General features: G+C 52.5%; 11 protein-coding genes. 5 read left to right on the top strand and 6 right to left on the bottom strand.

Going from position 1 to position 16,640, the window contains the following annotated elements; all coding sequences use genetic code 11:
• Window positions 1-13: 13 nt before the first annotated feature.
• A complete protein-coding gene (gene cspD, locus AAEY27_RS14445; RefSeq protein ID WP_342321324.1) occupies window positions 14-235 on the bottom strand; it encodes a cold shock-like protein CspD in 222 nt (73 codons plus the stop codon).
• 1,167 nt (window positions 236-1,402) lie between these two features.
• Here cspD and clpS point away from each other — a divergent pair.
• Both clpS and clpA read left to right on the top strand, forming a co-directional pair.
• On the top strand, window positions 1,403-1,723 hold the full coding sequence (gene clpS / locus AAEY27_RS14440; protein WP_342321323.1) for an ATP-dependent Clp protease adapter ClpS: 321 nt from the start codon (window positions 1,403-1,405) through the stop codon (window positions 1,721-1,723).
• Between the two features lie 31 nt (window positions 1,724-1,754).
• Complete coding sequence (clpA, locus tag AAEY27_RS14435; protein WP_342321322.1) at window positions 1,755-4,043, top strand: ATP-dependent Clp protease ATP-binding subunit ClpA; 2,289 nt, start codon at window positions 1,755-1,757, stop codon at window positions 4,041-4,043.
• Between the two features lie 1,031 nt (window positions 4,044-5,074).
• Here clpA and infA read toward each other — a convergent pair.
• The 5 genes from infA to trxB form a co-directional block, all read right to left on the bottom strand.
• Window positions 5,075-5,293: a translation initiation factor IF-1 gene (gene infA, locus AAEY27_RS14430; RefSeq protein WP_001040187.1), complete on the bottom strand. Its 219-nt coding sequence runs from the start codon at window positions 5,291-5,293 to the stop codon at window positions 5,075-5,077.
• Window positions 5,294-5,582: 289 nt separating this feature from the next.
• On the bottom strand, window positions 5,583-6,284 hold the full coding sequence (aat, locus tag AAEY27_RS14425; protein WP_342321321.1) for a leucyl/phenylalanyl-tRNA--protein transferase: 702 nt from the start codon (window positions 6,282-6,284) through the stop codon (window positions 5,583-5,585).
• 107 nt (window positions 6,285-6,391) lie between these two features.
• Window positions 6,392-8,113: a heme ABC transporter ATP-binding protein/permease CydC gene (gene cydC / locus AAEY27_RS14420; RefSeq protein ID WP_342321320.1), complete on the bottom strand. Its 1,722-nt coding sequence runs from the start codon at window positions 8,111-8,113 to the stop codon at window positions 6,392-6,394.
• Window positions 8,114-9,880 carry a heme ABC transporter permease/ATP-binding protein CydD gene (gene cydD / locus AAEY27_RS14415; protein WP_342321319.1) on the bottom strand — a complete coding sequence of 589 codons (1,767 nt, stop codon included), beginning with the start codon at window positions 9,878-9,880 and terminating at the stop codon, window positions 8,114-8,116.
• Window positions 9,881-9,995: 115 nt separating this feature from the next.
• Complete coding sequence (gene trxB / locus AAEY27_RS14410; RefSeq protein WP_342321318.1) at window positions 9,996-10,961, bottom strand: thioredoxin-disulfide reductase; 966 nt, start codon at window positions 10,959-10,961, stop codon at window positions 9,996-9,998.
• Between the two features lie 553 nt (window positions 10,962-11,514).
• Here trxB and lrp point away from each other — a divergent pair.
• The 3 genes from lrp (at window position 11,515) to lolA (ending at window position 16,634) form a co-directional block, all read left to right on the top strand.
• Window positions 11,515-12,009 (top strand): leucine-responsive transcriptional regulator Lrp, encoded by a 495-nt coding sequence (gene lrp, locus AAEY27_RS14405; RefSeq protein WP_002439523.1) that lies wholly within the window; start codon window positions 11,515-11,517, stop codon window positions 12,007-12,009.
• 120 nt (window positions 12,010-12,129) lie between these two features.
• The gene (gene ftsK / locus AAEY27_RS14400; RefSeq protein ID WP_342321317.1) at window positions 12,130-15,903 is read left to right on the top strand and encodes a DNA translocase FtsK; all 3,774 of its coding nucleotides are present in this window, start codon (window positions 12,130-12,132) and stop codon (window positions 15,901-15,903) included.
• A 119-nt stretch (window positions 15,904-16,022) separates the two neighbouring features.
• On the top strand, window positions 16,023-16,634 hold the full coding sequence (gene lolA / locus AAEY27_RS14395) for an outer membrane lipoprotein chaperone LolA (protein ID WP_342321316.1): 612 nt from the start codon (window positions 16,023-16,025) through the stop codon (window positions 16,632-16,634).
• The last annotated feature ends 6 nt before the right edge of the window (window positions 16,635-16,640 follow it).

The following is a 16,640-nucleotide window of genomic DNA, read 5'->3' as shown; positions in this document are numbered from 1 at the left end:
CAGCTAACAGGCGTCAGGCCATCGCTTCCATTTCAACGGGCACGATAAGGCTGGCGTGATTGCCTTTTGGGCCCTGGTGTACATCAAACCGGACAGTCTGCCCGGCCTTTAACGTTCTGTAACCATCCATCTGGATGGTGGAATAGTGCGCGAAGATATCTTCGCCGCCGCCTTCAGGGCAGATGAAACCGAACCCTTTGGCGTTGTTGAACCACTTAACAGTACCCGTTTCCATGCTTCGACATCCTTCGTAAATCTTATTTAAGTAAGATGGAATGAACCGGTGGTAGAGTGCGCGGGTTGTTCAAAACCTCGCCAACTCTCGACTCTACAATTTAGATATTTCGTATAACGCGTCAAGCGTTTGGCTGGGTTTCTGGGAGACGGCGCATCAATTTTTTGAAGCAGTTAACGCTATGATAAAGAAATGTGACGGCCGTCTCGAATATTTGCGTTTAGCGCAAATGTATCGCGTTATATCTCGGTCAACACAGCGGACTACTTGACGGGTTTTATATAACTTATTATTTTACGTGAATTATCTTAGAGTTATATTTTGTTATGAAACATGATGAGAGTGTTTATTAATTTATCTTTTGCTTTCACATAAATTGTCGGCATTTTTCCACTCATTATTTAAATTAAAAAATGGATGATTATGTTGAGTATTTATTTATGGGTTAACAGGTTGGGGTATATGAAATGTTACGCTTTAAATAGTGGGGTGATTTTGAGGGAATGATCGCCTATTTAAACAGCAAAAATATTGAGTCACAGGCGGCAATGGTTGATTCAGTTTGCAGTCACTGAATTCACATTAACGAACGGTATTAAGATATTAAGAGCAGCACGGTTGGTTCATATGCCGGACACTCTAAAAATGAGCATCCTACGCGCTTGGGCAAAACCAAATCTCTTTCGACAGCCACGCTAATAAAGATAAGTGGCGTTATTATTCGGTGGTAAAAGATATTCGAGAATATTGGTTTCATGGGCATGGATTTTGTTCCGGCAGCTTATATCAAAGCGTTTGATAGAGAGAGGGCGGTATCATTACTAAAAACAGATAAATAATTCAATATAAAATCAATAAGAAGTGTTTATGCCATCCGTTTTTTGTGATTGGTGGAATATAAAAATGGAAGAAAAATCCGATAATCAAATAAAAGATTTTTACATTACTAAAATAGCAAGGATTGTAAAATTATCCTACAATAACACAATATAATGTGCAGTAAGCTGGGTGTCTACAATGACCCATTCAGTTTATGTTGTTATTCGACCGGGGGACGATCCATTATAGTTGCCTGACATCTGATGTTGATTGAAAATGCATCTAAACTCATGTAATCGGCCGATTGGATGCAGCCGGGACCTGTAACCTAAAGATGAAGCGCTAACGATGGGCAAGAGCAATAGCTGGCTGGATTTCGACCAATTGGCGGAAGAGAAACTGCGCGACGCGCTGAAGCCGCCATCCATGTATAAAGTGATGTTAATGAACGATGACTACACGCCAATGGAATTTGTTATTGACGTGCTACAAAAGTTCTTTTCTTATGATGTAGAACGTGCAACGCAACTGATGCTTACGGTTCACTATCACGGTAAGGCCATCTGCGGTGTTTTCACTGCCGAGGTCGCGGAGACGAAAGTTGCCATGGTGAACAAGTACGCCAGGGAGAACGAGCATCCGTTGTTGTGTACGCTGGAAAAAGCCTGAAAACAGGCAATAAAACTTGGGGGAGGTGCCTATGCTCAATCAAGAACTGGAACTCAGTTTAAACATGGCTTTCGCCAGAGCGCGTGAGCACCGACATGAGTTTATGACCGTCGAGCACTTGTTACTGGCTCTGCTCAGTAACCCATCGGCCCGTGAAGCGCTGGAAGCGTGTTCTGTGGATCTGGTGGCGCTGCGACAGGAACTCGAGGCCTTCATCGAACAAACCACACCCGTGCTACCCATGAGTGAAGAGGAGCGCGACACACAGCCGACGCTCAGCTTCCAGCGTGTTCTTCAGCGCGCGGTGTTTCACGTTCAGTCTTCCGGTCGCAGCGAAGTGTCTGGGGCGAACGTACTGGTTGCCATCTTTAGCGAGCAGGAGTCGCAAGCGGCTTACCTGCTGCGCAAACACGAAGTCAGCCGCCTCGACGTGGTGAACTTCATCTCTCACGGCACGCGTAAAGACGAGCCAGGTCCTTCATCTGACGCGGGTAGCAGCAGTAGCAGCCAGGCGAGCAGTGAAGAGCAAGCAGGCGGGGAGGAACGTATGGAAAACTTCACCACCAACCTTAACCAGCTTGCTCGCGTGGGAGGTATCGATCCGCTGATTGGCCGTGGTAAAGAGCTTGAACGTGCGATTCAGGTGCTTTGCCGTCGCCGTAAAAACAACCCGCTGCTGGTGGGTGAGTCTGGCGTCGGTAAAACCGCGATCGCCGAAGGGCTGGCGTGGCGTATTGTGCAGGGCGATGTGCCTGAAATTATGGCCGACTGCACCATCTACTCGCTCGATATCGGTTCACTGCTGGCCGGTACCAAGTACCGTGGTGATTTCGAAAAACGTTTCAAAGCGCTGCTGAAACAGCTTGAGCAGGACAACAACAGTATCCTGTTTATCGATGAGATTCATACCATCATCGGCGCAGGTGCCGCGTCCGGCGGACAAGTGGATGCTGCGAATCTGATCAAACCGCTACTTTCCAGCGGGAAAATTCGCGTGATGGGTTCCACGACTTACCAGGAATTCAGCAACATCTTCGAAAAGGATCGCGCGCTGGCGCGTCGCTTCCAGAAAATTGATATCACTGAGCCGTCCGTTGAGGAAACGGTACAGATTATCAATGGGCTGAAGCCGAAATATGAAGCGCACCACGATGTGCGTTACACAGCGAAAGCGGTGCGTGCGGCAGTTGAGCTGGCGGTGAAATATATCAACGACCGCCATCTGCCGGATAAAGCGATCGATGTTATCGACGAAGCGGGCGCGCGGGCGCGTTTGATGCCGGTGAGCAAACGTAAGAAAACCGTCAACGTGGCGGATATCGAATCGGTTGTCGCTCGTATCGCGCGTATTCCAGAGAAGAGTGTTTCGCAAAGCGATCGCGACACGCTCAAAAACCTCGGCGACCGCCTGAAAATGCTGGTGTTTGGTCAGGATAAAGCCATTGAGGCGTTAACCGAAGCCATCAAAATGAGCCGAGCAGGGCTTGGGCAGGACCATAAACCGGTCGGTTCTTTCCTGTTCGCTGGTCCAACCGGCGTGGGTAAAACCGAGGTGACGGTTCAGCTGTCGAAAGCGTTGGGCATTGAGCTGCTGCGTTTCGATATGTCCGAATATATGGAGCGTCACACCGTGAGCCGTTTGATTGGTGCGCCTCCGGGATATGTCGGCTTTGATCAGGGCGGCCTGCTGACCGACGCGGTGATCAAACATCCGCACGCGGTTCTGCTGCTTGATGAGATCGAAAAAGCGCACCCGGATGTCTTTAACCTGCTGTTACAGGTAATGGATAACGGCACGCTGACCGATAACAACGGGCGCAAAGCGGATTTCCGCAACGTGGTGCTGGTGATGACCACTAACGCCGGGGTGCGTGAAACCGAGCGTAAATCCATCGGCCTGATTCACCAGGATAACAGCACTGATGCGATGGAAGAGATCAAAAAGATCTTCACGCCGGAGTTCCGCAACCGTCTGGACAACATTATCTGGTTCGATCACTTGTCTACGGATGTGATCCACCAGGTGGTCGACAAATTTATCGTCGAACTCCAGGTGCAGTTGGATCAGAAAGGCGTGTCGCTTGAAGTGAGCCAGGAAGCGCGTGATTGGCTGGCCGAGAAAGGCTATGACCGTGCGATGGGCGCTCGCCCGATGGCGCGTGTTATTCAGGATAACCTGAAAAAACCGCTGGCCAACGAACTGTTGTTTGGTTCGCTGGTTGATGGTGGGCAGGTCACTGTGACACTGAATAGAGAGAAAAATGAGCTGGAGTATGGTTTCCAGAGTGCGCAGAAGCACAAACCGGAAGCAGCGCATTAACCTGATTTGTGGAGTGATAAAACCGGGTTCTTATGAACCCGGTTTTTTTATGCCTGCGATCCGCATTCGGGCATGATGATTGGCAACGTAGCTGTTCAAAGTAAGCTTGGCATGACATGAATTCTGTTAACACAAAAACAACAAAGCCATTGTGTTAGAGCAACTATTTTTATAGGTTAAGTCACCGTGCAATGATTATGTGTTTTAGTGATTGTTCGCGGCATCAAAGGAGTATTGTCAATTTGGAGGACAACCTATGAATACACTGCTTAAACCTATCCTTTTGAGTTTTATCATTATTCTTCCCGTAGACGCGCTTGCAGGAGTGTGTAATGAGCAGAGCCGATGGTGGCCTATCTGTCGTTACGATCCCGCCTCCGGGCCGGATGTCGGTACATCCGAATGGATGGCTTGCCGGGGGCGCGGTGGTTGCAACTATAACTAATCGTTGAGTTGCTCTTTTCTCAGGGGAGACCGAATTTAACGGGTTGTTATATCCGGTATGCTGAAGTGAAATATCACTATCAGTTTGTTCGTTATCCCCTGTTTTGAATTTCTTTTTTTGCCACGCCAAAGTTTGGTGCCCGATGTTTTTGCATTGGGGATTCAGTCGGCGGTTTCACGCCTTGCGTCGCGATATGACAGACGCCATCAAACTCTCCATCCTTCCTCATATAAAACCCTTTTTTTGGGGTTGCTCTTAATCTATTGATTTTTTTGTGGTTTTTTAAAATGGCAAAAAAAAGGGTCTGCGCGCTAAAAGTCGAATAACTTTTTTTAAAAACAACAAGATGATATGGTTTTCGTCCAGTTCACTGCCGGACAGGCAGCGTTTTCAGAATTTCTTTTTAGTTTGCCAATCAATGATAAATGTTCATTTTTGAGAAAATAGAAAAGTTTGAAAGCAGCTCGTTTAAGAGCATACCCGCATTAGCTATTTGAAGCGAACGTTTACCCAGGCGTCAGAAATGCAAAAGGCCGGGATTACCCGGCCTTTAAAATAAGTGCACTAAATGTGCTGGCGGAAGATCTTAGCGGCTACGGAAGACAATGCGGCCTTTGCTCAGGTCGTACGGGGTCAGTTCCACAGTCACTTTATCGCCCGTCAGAATACGGATGTAGTTTTTACGCATTTTACCGGAGATATGCGCAGTGACCACGTGACCGTTTTCCAGTTCTACGCGGAACATCGTATTAGGTAACGTTTCAAGAACGGTACCCTGCATCTCAATATTGTCTTCTTTGGCCATCTAATCCTCGGGGGTATCACTACCATAATTTTTGAACCGGCAAGATAATGCCGAAGTTCGTGTGTTAAGTAAAGATTTGTGCTGATAAAACACAGCAAAACAACTTTTGCCAATTCCCCACACGCCACAGCCGAGACGCGTATAAAAACGCAACCGTAAAGGGGAGCGATGAAGTAAAACGAAGGGCATCCCTGATACGAACAACTCCCGGATGAAGCGGGGTAACAGGCAAAAGCTGCTATGAGCGACCATTATAACACTCTGCGCCAAAATGTGCCGAAAACATTCTTCAGAGCGATGAAAACAGTTTACGGGGTACCCAGAAATGCGCCGGCAAAGGGTTTTTGCGCAATTCGGCGATCTGCTGCAAATAGTCCCGACGCGGGATTTCAACCGCACCGAGCGATGCGGTATGGCTGTTCAACACCTGGCAATCAATCAGCTTGCCGCCCATGCGCACAAACTCATCGCTAAACACCAGCAACGCAGTTTTCGACGCATTTACGCGACGGCTAAACATTGATTCACCGCAGAACAACGCCCCCTGAGAGACGCCATACATGCCGCCCACCAGCTCGTCGCCTTCCCAGACTTCAATTGAATGCGCATGACCCAGTTCATGCAGCCGATGATAGGCCATCACCACATCGGGTGTGATCCAGGTTCCTTCGGCGCGATCTTCCGAACACCCATCGATCACCTTGCCGAAAGCGTGATTAAGCGTAACGCGATAAGGAGATGTTTTATGAAAGCGCTTCATACTTCGGCTGACATGAAAAGTTTCAGGCCACAGTACGGCGCGCGGATCGGGTGACCACCAAAGAATAGGGTCGCCGGGAGAAAACCAGGGGAAAATCCCACGCTGATAAGCCATCAGCAACCGCGCTGGGCTTAAATCACCTCCCAGCGCCAATAGCCCGTTTGGCTCGCGCAACGCCGCTTCAGGCGAAGGGAAAGCAATAGAATGACGAGAAAGCTGAACCAGGCGCATGACCGCAACGCTCCACAACGCGACAAGGGACCCCCTTTTAATATCGTCATTTTGTGCGTTTCACTTTAGCGCTGCGGGAGCAAGAACGACAAAATGACGAATATCCACTACAGACGCTGCTTAAACTGGTAGTACCGCCCCTGTTTCGCCATTAACGCTGCGTGATTACCTTGCTCAATTATTTGCCCGTTGTCCATCACAATTATCCGATCGTAATGTGCCAGCCCACGCAGGCGATGGGTAACCATTAACAACGTTTTGCCTTTCATCACTTCGTCAAGTAATTCAAGTATTTGACTCTCGGTTGAAGCATCCAGCCCTTCTGTAGGTTCATCCAACAATACCAGCGGGGCGTCGTGTAATAACGCGCGTGCAATCGCCAGTCGACGTAGTTCACCGCCGGAAAGCTGGCGTCCACCTTCACCCAACCAGGCATTCAGACCGCTATCGTCGAGCAATTTTTCCAAGCCGACGCGGGTCAACATCGCACTCAGCGTTTCATCACTGGCCTGTGGCGATGCCAGCTGTAAGTTATCGCGAAGCGTCGCGCTAAACAGATGCACGCGCTGTGGCACCATACTGATGAGGTTGCGCAGCGCCGGTTCAGCAAACTGGGCAAGCGGTTGATCATTCAAGCGGATCTCGCCCTGTTGCGGATCCCAGGCACGCGTTAGCAGTTGCAGCAGCGTCGATTTGCCGCAACCCGTACGGCCCAGAATCGCGACATGCTCCCCGGCCGCAATCGACACTGAGACATTTTCCAGCGCGCGCTGTGGTTGGCCTGGGTAGCTAAACGAGAGTGCATCGAACTGTACGGCAACCTGTGCTGAAACTGGCGCGCTGTTTTGTGGGAATGTGACTTCGGGCTGGCATTCTGTTAGCTGCGTAATGCGCATTGCGGAGGCGATAACCTGCCCAAGATGCTGGAAGGCGCCGGTCACCGGAGCCAGCGCTTCGAAGGCGGCCAGCGCACAGAAGACAAATAAAGCAATCAGCGCGCCGGGTTGCGCGTTGCCGCCCACATCGCCAGAAGCAAACCACAACATGGTGATCACCGCCGCGCCGCTAATCAACAGCATCAGCGCCTGCGAGATCGCGCTCAAATCCGACTGGCGACGCTGGGCGTCATGCCAGCTTAATTCAGTACTTTCCAGTTGTTCACGATAGCGTTGGCTGGCACCAAAAATGGTCAACTCCGCCTGGCCTTGCAACCAGCTGGTTAATTGCTGGCGATACTGACCGCGCAACGCCGTCAGCTTTTCACCGGTGGGTTTGCCCGCGCGGTAAAACAGCGGCGGCAGCACAATCAGTGTGGCCAACATAATGCCGCCCAGCATCAGCGCCAGTGAAACGTCCAGTACGCTTAAACCGGCCAACACAACAATAATCACCATCAACGCGCCTACTAAGGGTGAGATAACGCGCAAATAGAGGTGGTCGAGCGTGTCCACATCAGCAACGACGCGGTTCAGTAATTCACCCTGGCGAAAACGCGCCAGCCCGGCAGGGGAGAGCGGTAACAGTTTGCTAAAGGTGGAAACGCGCAAATGTTCAAGGACGCGGAAGGTAGCGTCATGGCTGACCAGACGCTCGAAATAGCGCCCGGCAGTACGAATAATCGCCGCGCCGCGAACTCCTGCCGCAGGCAACATATAGTTGAAGCTGTAGATCCCGGCAACGCCAACGACGGCAGAAGCCGACAAAAACCAACCAGAAAGTGTCAATAAACCGATGCTTGCCAGCAAGGTAACGATAGCGAGAATGACGCCCAGCGTCAGCATCCATTTATGGCGTTTATACAACGCAAGATAAGGCAGTAAAGCGCGCATTTAAATCTCCTCCTGGCGGTGAGCAAGCAGCCCGGCAAACGTGCCCTGCGCGGCAGCGAGTTCGGCATAACTGCCTTGCTCAACGATTTGCCCGTTCTGCATAACCCAAATCGCATCCCATTGGGCGAGGTCTTCAAGCTGGTGCGTCACCATCAGTGTGGTTTGCTGACGAGAGGCTTCCGTTAGCGCTTGCATCACCCGCTGCTCGCTGTGCGCATCGAGGCTGGCGGAAGGTTCATCCAGCAAGAGCAGTTTGCAGGAAGAGAGCAGGGCGCGGGCCACGGCGACGCGCTGCGCCTGGCCGACAGATAGACGAACGGCCTGATCGCCGGGTTGCGTTTCCAGGCCTTCCGGTAATAACGGCAGAAACTCGCTCACCCAGGCTTTATCCAGCGCCGCTTGCAGTTCTGCGTTGCTGGCTTCTGGGCGAGATAACAAGACATTTTCGCGCAATGTTGTGGCGGGAAGCTGCGGGTTTTGTCCCACCCAACTTATCGCTTCGCGCCAGGCATCGGGATCGAGTTTGCTTAATTCGACGCCATTAACGTGAAGTGATCCCTCATAAGGAAGGAAACCGGAAAGCGCGTTAATTAACGAACTCTTGCCCGAACCGCTTTGTCCCACAACGACCACGCGTTGCCCGGCCGGCAGCGTGAAATTGAGCGGACCGGCGAGCACTGCGCCTTCAGGGGATTTCAGGATCACATCATTGGCCACCAGCGTGATTGGCTCATCGGCTTTCAGCGTGATGTCGCCGCGTTGCGGATGCGCAAGCGGCGCTTCCATAAAGGTTTTCAGGCTATCGGCCGCGCCAATTGCCTGGGCTTTCGCATGGTAAAAGGTGCCGAGATCGCGCAGCGGCTGGAAAAATTCCGGAGCCAACACCAGCGCGAGAAAACCAGCAAACAACGTAACGCCAGTACCGTAATGGCCGAAATTCAATTCGCCGAGATAAGAGAAGCCGAAGTAGACAGCGACCAGCGCAATAGAGAGCGAGGTGAAAAATTCCAGCACCCCGGAAGAGAGGAACGCAAGGCGCAGCACTTCCATCGTCCGGCTGCGAAAATCTTGCGACGCCCGGCGAATGTTGTCGGTTTCCGCTTCGCCGCGACCAAAAATACGCAGCGTTTCCATCCCACGCAGGCGGTCAAGAAAATGGCCGCTCAACCGCGCCAGCGCTTTAAAGTTACGGCGGTTAGCATCCGCCGCGCCCATGCCGACCATCGCCATAAAGAGCGGGATCAGCGGAGCGGTACCAAGCAGAATGAGCGCTGCCGCCCAGTTGATGGGGAAAATCGTGATGACAATCAGCAGCGGTACGCTGGCGGCGAGCGCCATTTGCGGCAAATAACGCGCATAGAAATCATGCATATCGTCAATTTGCTCGAGGATAAGCGTGGCCCAACTGCCTGCGGGCTTACCCTGAATCCACGCCGGACCGGCTTGTTGCAGGCGGTCGAGCACGCGGCGGCGAATTTCGAAACGGATATGTGCGCCTGCGTGGAAGCCAACGCGTTCACGCAACCAGACTACCCAACTGCGCAGGATAAAGATCAAAACCAGAAGAGTGAAGGGCAATAGCAGGGCTTCGCGCGGGATGTTTTCCATAATCATGTGATTGAGGATGCGCGCCAGAATCCACGCTTGCGCCACGATCAATACGCCGCTGACTACCCCAAGAAGGCGGGAAAGCGTCAACCAGCGACGGGAAATAATGCTTTGCTGTTTTAACCAGCGAGTAAGTTCTTGTTGACGGGTTTTATTCATTGCGGCGCTTTGCAGGTGAAGTTATCGGATTTTTAGCCTGCGCAATGTTACAACGGGGCAAAAATAAAGGCGACTTATAGTCGCCTTTTTTACCTTTGTTACTGACTTGTAAAGATTATTTACTTTCAGCCAGCCCGTCGAGATAACGTTCTGCATCCAGCGCAGCCATACAGCCTGTGCCAGCGGAAGTGATCGCCTGACGGTAGATATGATCCATGACATCGCCTGCGGCAAAAACACCCGGGATGCTGGTTTGCGTGGCGTTGCCGTGAATACCGGACTGCACTTTGATGTAGCCGTTTTCCAGCTCAAGCTGACCGTTGAAAATCACCGTATTCGGGCTGTGACCGATAGCAACAAACAAACCTGCTACGTCCAGCGACTCAACGTTATCCCCGTTTTGCGTATCACGCAGACGCAGGCCGCTAACGCCCATTTGATCGCCAGTCACTTCTTCCAGCGTGCGATGGGTGTGCAGCACGATGTTGCCGCTTTCCACTTTGTCCATCAGACGTTTGATCAGAATTTTTTCTGCGCGGAAGGTGTCGCGACGGTGAATCAAATGCACTTCAGAGGCGATATTCGCCAGATACAACGCTTCTTCTACTGCCGTGTTGCCGCCGCCGATAACCGCGACTTTCTGATTGCGATAGAAGAAACCGTCGCAGGTTGCGCAGGCGGAAACGCCACGGCCTTTGAAGGCTTCTTCTGACGCTAAGCCCAGATAACGAGCGGAAGCGCCAGTTGCGATGATCAGCGCGTCACAGGTGTATTCGCCGCTGTCGCCGGTCAGGCGGAATGGACGATTCTGTAAATCAACGCTATTGATGTGATCGAAGATGATTTCAGTATCAAATTTGGTGGCATGCTCATGCATGCGCTCCATCAGCAGCGGCCCGGTCAGATCGTGCGGGTCACCCGGCCAGTTTTCCACTTCAGTGGTGGTGGTGAGCTGGCCGCCTTTTTCCATTCCGGTAATCAGAACCGGCTGTAGGTTAGCGCGCGCAGCATAGACCGCAGCGGTATAACCGGCAGGGCCTGAACCAAGGATAAGCAGCTTACTGTGTTTGGCCGTACCCATGAGATCCTCATTATTGTTTGGCAGACATTGGGCTGGATTGTAGGGAATTTACGGGCGTAAAAAAAGGGCGCAGCGATTTTGTTAACGATATGTGTAATAGAAATGACCAATGACTGGGGGATGTTTTCCAACCGAAATATAACAATTTCTACTGAAAAAAAGTCAGTTATAAGGTGAATAAATGAGGATTAAGGAGTGGCCTTGATGAATATCTGGCATGTTGTACTAAAAAAAGATGTTTTGCTTTGACAATCCCCTGCGCTTTTGCGAAAACATCAAAGGAAGAAAAAAAGCAGTGTTTCGCGCGTGACGCAAATTCACGCATGTAAATGCCATTTTACCGGGCTAGCGAAATCTACGTATGGCGTGGACAGACGCCATTCGTGATATCGATGGCTGCCCCTGGCAACGGTCTTCTCAATACTGCCCCTGGGATTACGTGTCGCGTTAATTCTTTATTACGCGCTGCATAGCACAATGGGCAAGGATCCTGAACAGTGAAGTGCGCAGGGTCAAGACAGGAGTAGGGAAGGAATACAGAGAGACAATAATAATGGTAGATAGTAAGAAGCGCCCTGGCAAAGATCTCGACCGCATCGATCGCAATATTTTGAACGAACTGCAAAAAGATGGGCGTATTTCCAACGTCGAGCTTTCTAAACGAGTGGGACTTTCCCCGACGCCGTGCCTTGAGCGTGTGCGCAGGCTGGAAAGACAAGGGTTTATTCAGGGCTATACGGCGCTGCTTAACCCGCATTATCTGGATGCATCACTTCTGGTATTTGTTGAGATTACTCTGAATCGTGGCGCGCCGGATGTGTTTGAACAATTCAACTCAGCAGTGCAAAAACTTGAAGAAATTCAAGAGTGTCATTTGGTTTCAGGCGATTTCGACTATCTGTTGAAGACGCGCGTACCGGATATGTCGGCTTACCGCAAACTGTTAGGGGAAACCCTGCTGCGTCTGCCGGGCGTTAACGACACCCGCACTTATGTAGTGATGGAAGAGGTCAAACAGAGCAATCGTCTGGTAATTAAGACGCGCTAATACGGAACAGGTGCACAATCGCTGTTTTTTGATTACACTCCTGTTAATCCATACAGCAGCAGTGCCGGGGAGACCCGGCGCTGTTGTCCGTTTTAGCATCAAGGACCTGGAGAGCCTGTCTTGAGCCAGGAATACACCGAAGACAAAGAAGTCACATTCACTAAGCTAAGCAGCGGACGCCGACTCCTGGAGGCGTTGCTGATCCTCGTTGCACTTTCTGCCGTCTGGTTGATGGCGGCGCTTCTGAGCTTTAATCCGTCCGATCCAAGCTGGTCGCAAACGGCCTGGCATGAACCGATCCACAATCTCGGCGGTGTGCCCGGCGCATGGCTTGCCGATACGCTGTTTTTCATCTTCGGCATCATGGCTTACACCATTCCGGTGATCATTATTGGTGGTTGCTGGTTCGCATACCGTCACCGCACCAGCGAAGATTATATAGACTATTTCGCCGTCTCTCTGCGCACCATTGGCGCGCTGGCGCTGATCCTTACCTCTTGCGGCTTAGCCGCCATTAACGCTGATGATATCTGGTACTTCGCCTCCGGCGGCGTCATCGGCAGCTTGTTAAGCACTACACTGCAACCACTGCTGCGCAGCAGCGGCGGTACGCTCGCCTTACTCTGTATCTGGGCCGCTGGGCTGACGTTATTCACTGGCTGGTCCTGGGTCACCATCGCTGAGAAAATCGGCAGTGTTATTCTTAATATCCTGACTTTCGCCAGCAATCGTACCCGTCGCGATGATACCTGGGTCGATGACGAAGAGTATGAAGACGACGAATACGAAGACGAACCGCCGCGTGAGTCACGCCGCGCCCGCATTCTTCGCGGTGCGTTAGCGCGCCGTAAACGCGTTGCGGAGAAATTCGCCAACCCGATGGGGAGGAAAACCGACGCCGCGTTGTTCTCCGGTAAACGCATGGATGACGACGAAGAGGATATTGCCTACAGCGCGCGTGGCATTCCTGCGCAAGCTGATGATGTGCTGTTCTCCGGCCATCGTGCCACGGAAAGCGAACCAGAATATGATCCGTTGCTGAACGGTCGTAGCGTGACGGAACCTGTTGCGGCCGCTGCTGCTGCGACAACCGCAACCGCACAAACCTATGCTGCGCCTGCCGAACCGGTCATTCATGCACCGCAACCGGACGTTGAATGGCCTTATGCTCAGGCACCCGCGCCGCAAAACGCGCCATATCATCCTGAGCAATATGCGCAGGACGTTCCTTATCAGCAGACAGCCCAACCGAACGTGCCTGAGTGGCAGCAACCGATAGCGCAAGAAAACTGGACGCCAGATGCGCCAGTCACGCCGCAACCGCAGGAAGAAGACGTCTATGCTCAGTCGGCTCATGACGCTCTCCCGTGGCAAAATGAGCCGCAAATTGCGCCTGCGCCAGAGCTGATTGTGCCATCTGAACCTGAGCCAGTTGAAGAAGTGAAACAGGTGCGCCCGCCGCTCTACTATTTTGAAGAAGTTGAAGAAAAACGCGCGCGCGAACGTGAGCAACTGGCCGCCTGGTATCAGCCGATCCCTGAATCTGCCAAAGCCGAGCCTGTATCGAAGCCTTCAACACCGTCAATGCCGTCAGTTCCGGCGATTGACCCGACCGTTTCGCCTGTCGCCGATGGCGTGCAGCAAGCAACAGGGAATGCTGCGGCTGTTGCAGCGGCGGCTGGCCCGGTCTTTAGCCTCGCAGCCGGTGGCGCGCCGCGCCCACAGGTGAAAGAGGGGATTGGTCCGCAGCTTCCTCGCCCTAACCGCGTTCGCGTGCCGACGCGTCGCGAGCTGGCTTCCTACGGTATCAAACTGCCTTCCCAACGCATGGCGGAAGAGCGAGCGCGTGAAGATGATGGTCGTCCACAAAACGAGCATCTTTACGATGATGATGCCGATATGCTGCAGCAAAACGAGCTGGCGCGTCAGTTTGCCGCCACCCAGCACGATCGTTATGGCGATGAGTTCCAGCATGAGACGCCGCAGCTCCAGCAGCCTGCGCTGAATGAAGAAGACGCCGAAGAGGCTGAACTCGCGCGCCAGTTCGCAGCATCTCAGCAACAGCGCTACGGTGGGGAACAACCTGCCGGGGCGCAGGCCTTTATGCCAGAAGATTTTGCGTTTTCGCCAATGAAAACGCTGGTGGATGATGGTCCAAGCGAACCGCTGTTTACCCCGAGTGCGATGCCGGAGCAAGAAGCGCCGACCCAGCCGCAGCATTATCAATCGCCAACGCAGCAACAGTACCAACAGCCTGCGCAACAGCAGTATCAGCAGCCTCAGCAACAGTATCAACAACCTGTCGCACAGCCGCCGCAACATCAGCAATCCGTTGTACCGCAGCCGCAGGAGAGCCTGATTCACCCGCTGTTGATGCGTAACGGTGATAGCCGCCCGGTGCAGAAACCGACTACGCCGCTGCCGTCACTGGATCTGTTGACGCAACCGCCAGCAGAAGTGGAGCCTGTCGATACCTTTGCGCTTGAGCAGATGGCGCGTCTGGTTGAAGCCCGCCTGGCGGATTTCCGTATCAAAGCTGACGTGGTGAACTATTCACCGGGTCCGGTTATTACCCGTTTCGAGCTGAACCTTGCGCCGGGTGTCAAAGCGGCGCGTATTTCCAACCTTTCTCGTGACCTTGCGCGTTCGCTTTCGACCGTTGCGGTGCGCGTGGTTGAGGTTATTCCTGGCAAACCGTACGTTGGCCTTGAGTTGCCGAACAAGAAACGTCAAACCGTGTATCTGCGTGAAGTGCTGGACTGCGTGAAATTCCGCGAAAATCCATCACCGCTGACCGTGGTGTTGGGTAAAGACATTGCAGGCGATCCGGTGATTGCCGATCTGGCGAAAATGCCGCACTTGCTGGTTGCGGGTACCACCGGTTCCGGTAAGTCCGTCGGTGTTAACGCCATGATCCTCAGCATGCTGTATAAAGCGACGCCGGACGAAGTGCGTTTCATCATGATTGACCCGAAAATGCTGGAGCTTTCCGTTTACGAAGGGATCCCACATTTGTTGACCGAAGTGGTCACGGATATGAAAGACGCCGCCAACGCTCTGCGCTGGAGCGTCAACGAGATGGAACGCCGTTACAAACTGATGTCCGCGCTGGGCGTGCGTAATCTCGCCGGTTACAACGAGAAAATTGCCGAAGCCGCGCGCATGGGCCGTCCAATCCCGGATCCTTACTGGAAGCCGGGTGACAGCATGGATGCTCAGCATCCGGTGCTGGAAAAACTGCCGTACATCGTGGTGCTGGTCGATGAGTTCGCCGATCTGATGATGACGGTCGGCAAGAAAGTGGAAGAGCTGATCGCGCGTCTGGCACAGAAAGCCCGCGCAGCCGGTATCCACCTGGTACTGGCCACGCAGCGTCCTTCCGTCGATGTCATTACCGGCTTGATTAAAGCCAACATCCCGACGCGTATTGCTTTTACCGTTTCCAGCAAGATTGACTCACGAACCATCCTCGATCAGGGCGGCGCGGAATCACTGCTTGGCATGGGTGATATGCTCTATTCCGGCCCGAACTCCACTTCTGCGCCGGTTCGTGTCCACGGCGCGTTCGTTCGCGATCAGGAAGTGCATGCAGTGGTTCAGGACTGGAAAGCGCGTGGTCGTCCGCAGTATGTCGATGGGATTACCTCCGACAGTGAAAGCGAAGGCGGCGCGGGTGGTTTTGACGGCGGCGAAGATCTGGATCCGTTGTTCGACCAGGCCGTCAACTTCGTCACCGAAAAACGCAAAGCCTCTATCTCTGGCGTGCAGCGCCAGTTCCGCATCGGTTATAACCGTGCGGCGCGCATTATTGAGCAGATGGAAGCGCAGGGGATCGTCAGCGAACAGGGGCATAACGGTAACCGTGAAGTGCTGGCACCGCCGCCGTTCGATTGATTGCAAAGTTGGGTAAAAATCTAAAAATTCAGTCTTTTCTTCTGTCTCTCCGGGTACACGGTACCTAGAGTGACAGAAGTATTCTCCCACGTCGGGAGTGACGTATCTGAGGAACTACAATGAAAAAAATCGCCATGGTTTGTGCGCTGATGGGCAGTCTGCTGGCCAGCAACGTATGGGCGGATGCTTCCAGCGATCTGAAAAGCCGTCTCGATAAAGTCAGCAGTTTTCATGCCAGCTTTACCCAGAAAGTAACAGATGGCAGCGGCGCTGCGGTGCAGGAAGGTCAAGGAGATTTGTGGGTGAAACGCCCGAATCTGTTTAACTGGCATATGACTCAGCCGGACGAAAGTGTGCTGGTGTCCGACGGTAAAACCTTGTGGTTCTACAACCCATTTGTAGAACAGGCGACGGCAACCTGGCTGAAAGATGCGACCAGCAACACGCCGTTTATGCTGATTGCCCGTAACCAGTCCAGCGACTGGCAGCACTACAACATTGAGCAGAAGGGCGATGATTTTATCCTGACGCCGAAAAGCAGCAGCGGTAACCTGAAACAATTCACCATTAACGTGGGCCGTGATGGCACTATCCATCAGTTCAGCGCTATCGAGCAGGATGACCAACGCAGTAGCTATCAATTAAAAGCGCAGCAAAATGGCGCGGTTGATGCTTCGAAATTCACCTTTACCCCGCCGCAGGGCGTAACGGTTGATGACCAACGTAAGTAAGAGGCG

The sequence above is a fragment of the Kosakonia sp. BYX6 genome (genome assembly GCF_038449125.1).
Lineage (GTDB): Bacteria > Pseudomonadota > Gammaproteobacteria > Enterobacterales > Enterobacteriaceae > Kosakonia > Kosakonia calanthes.
This window is presented reverse-complemented; position numbering and strand designations above follow the sequence as displayed.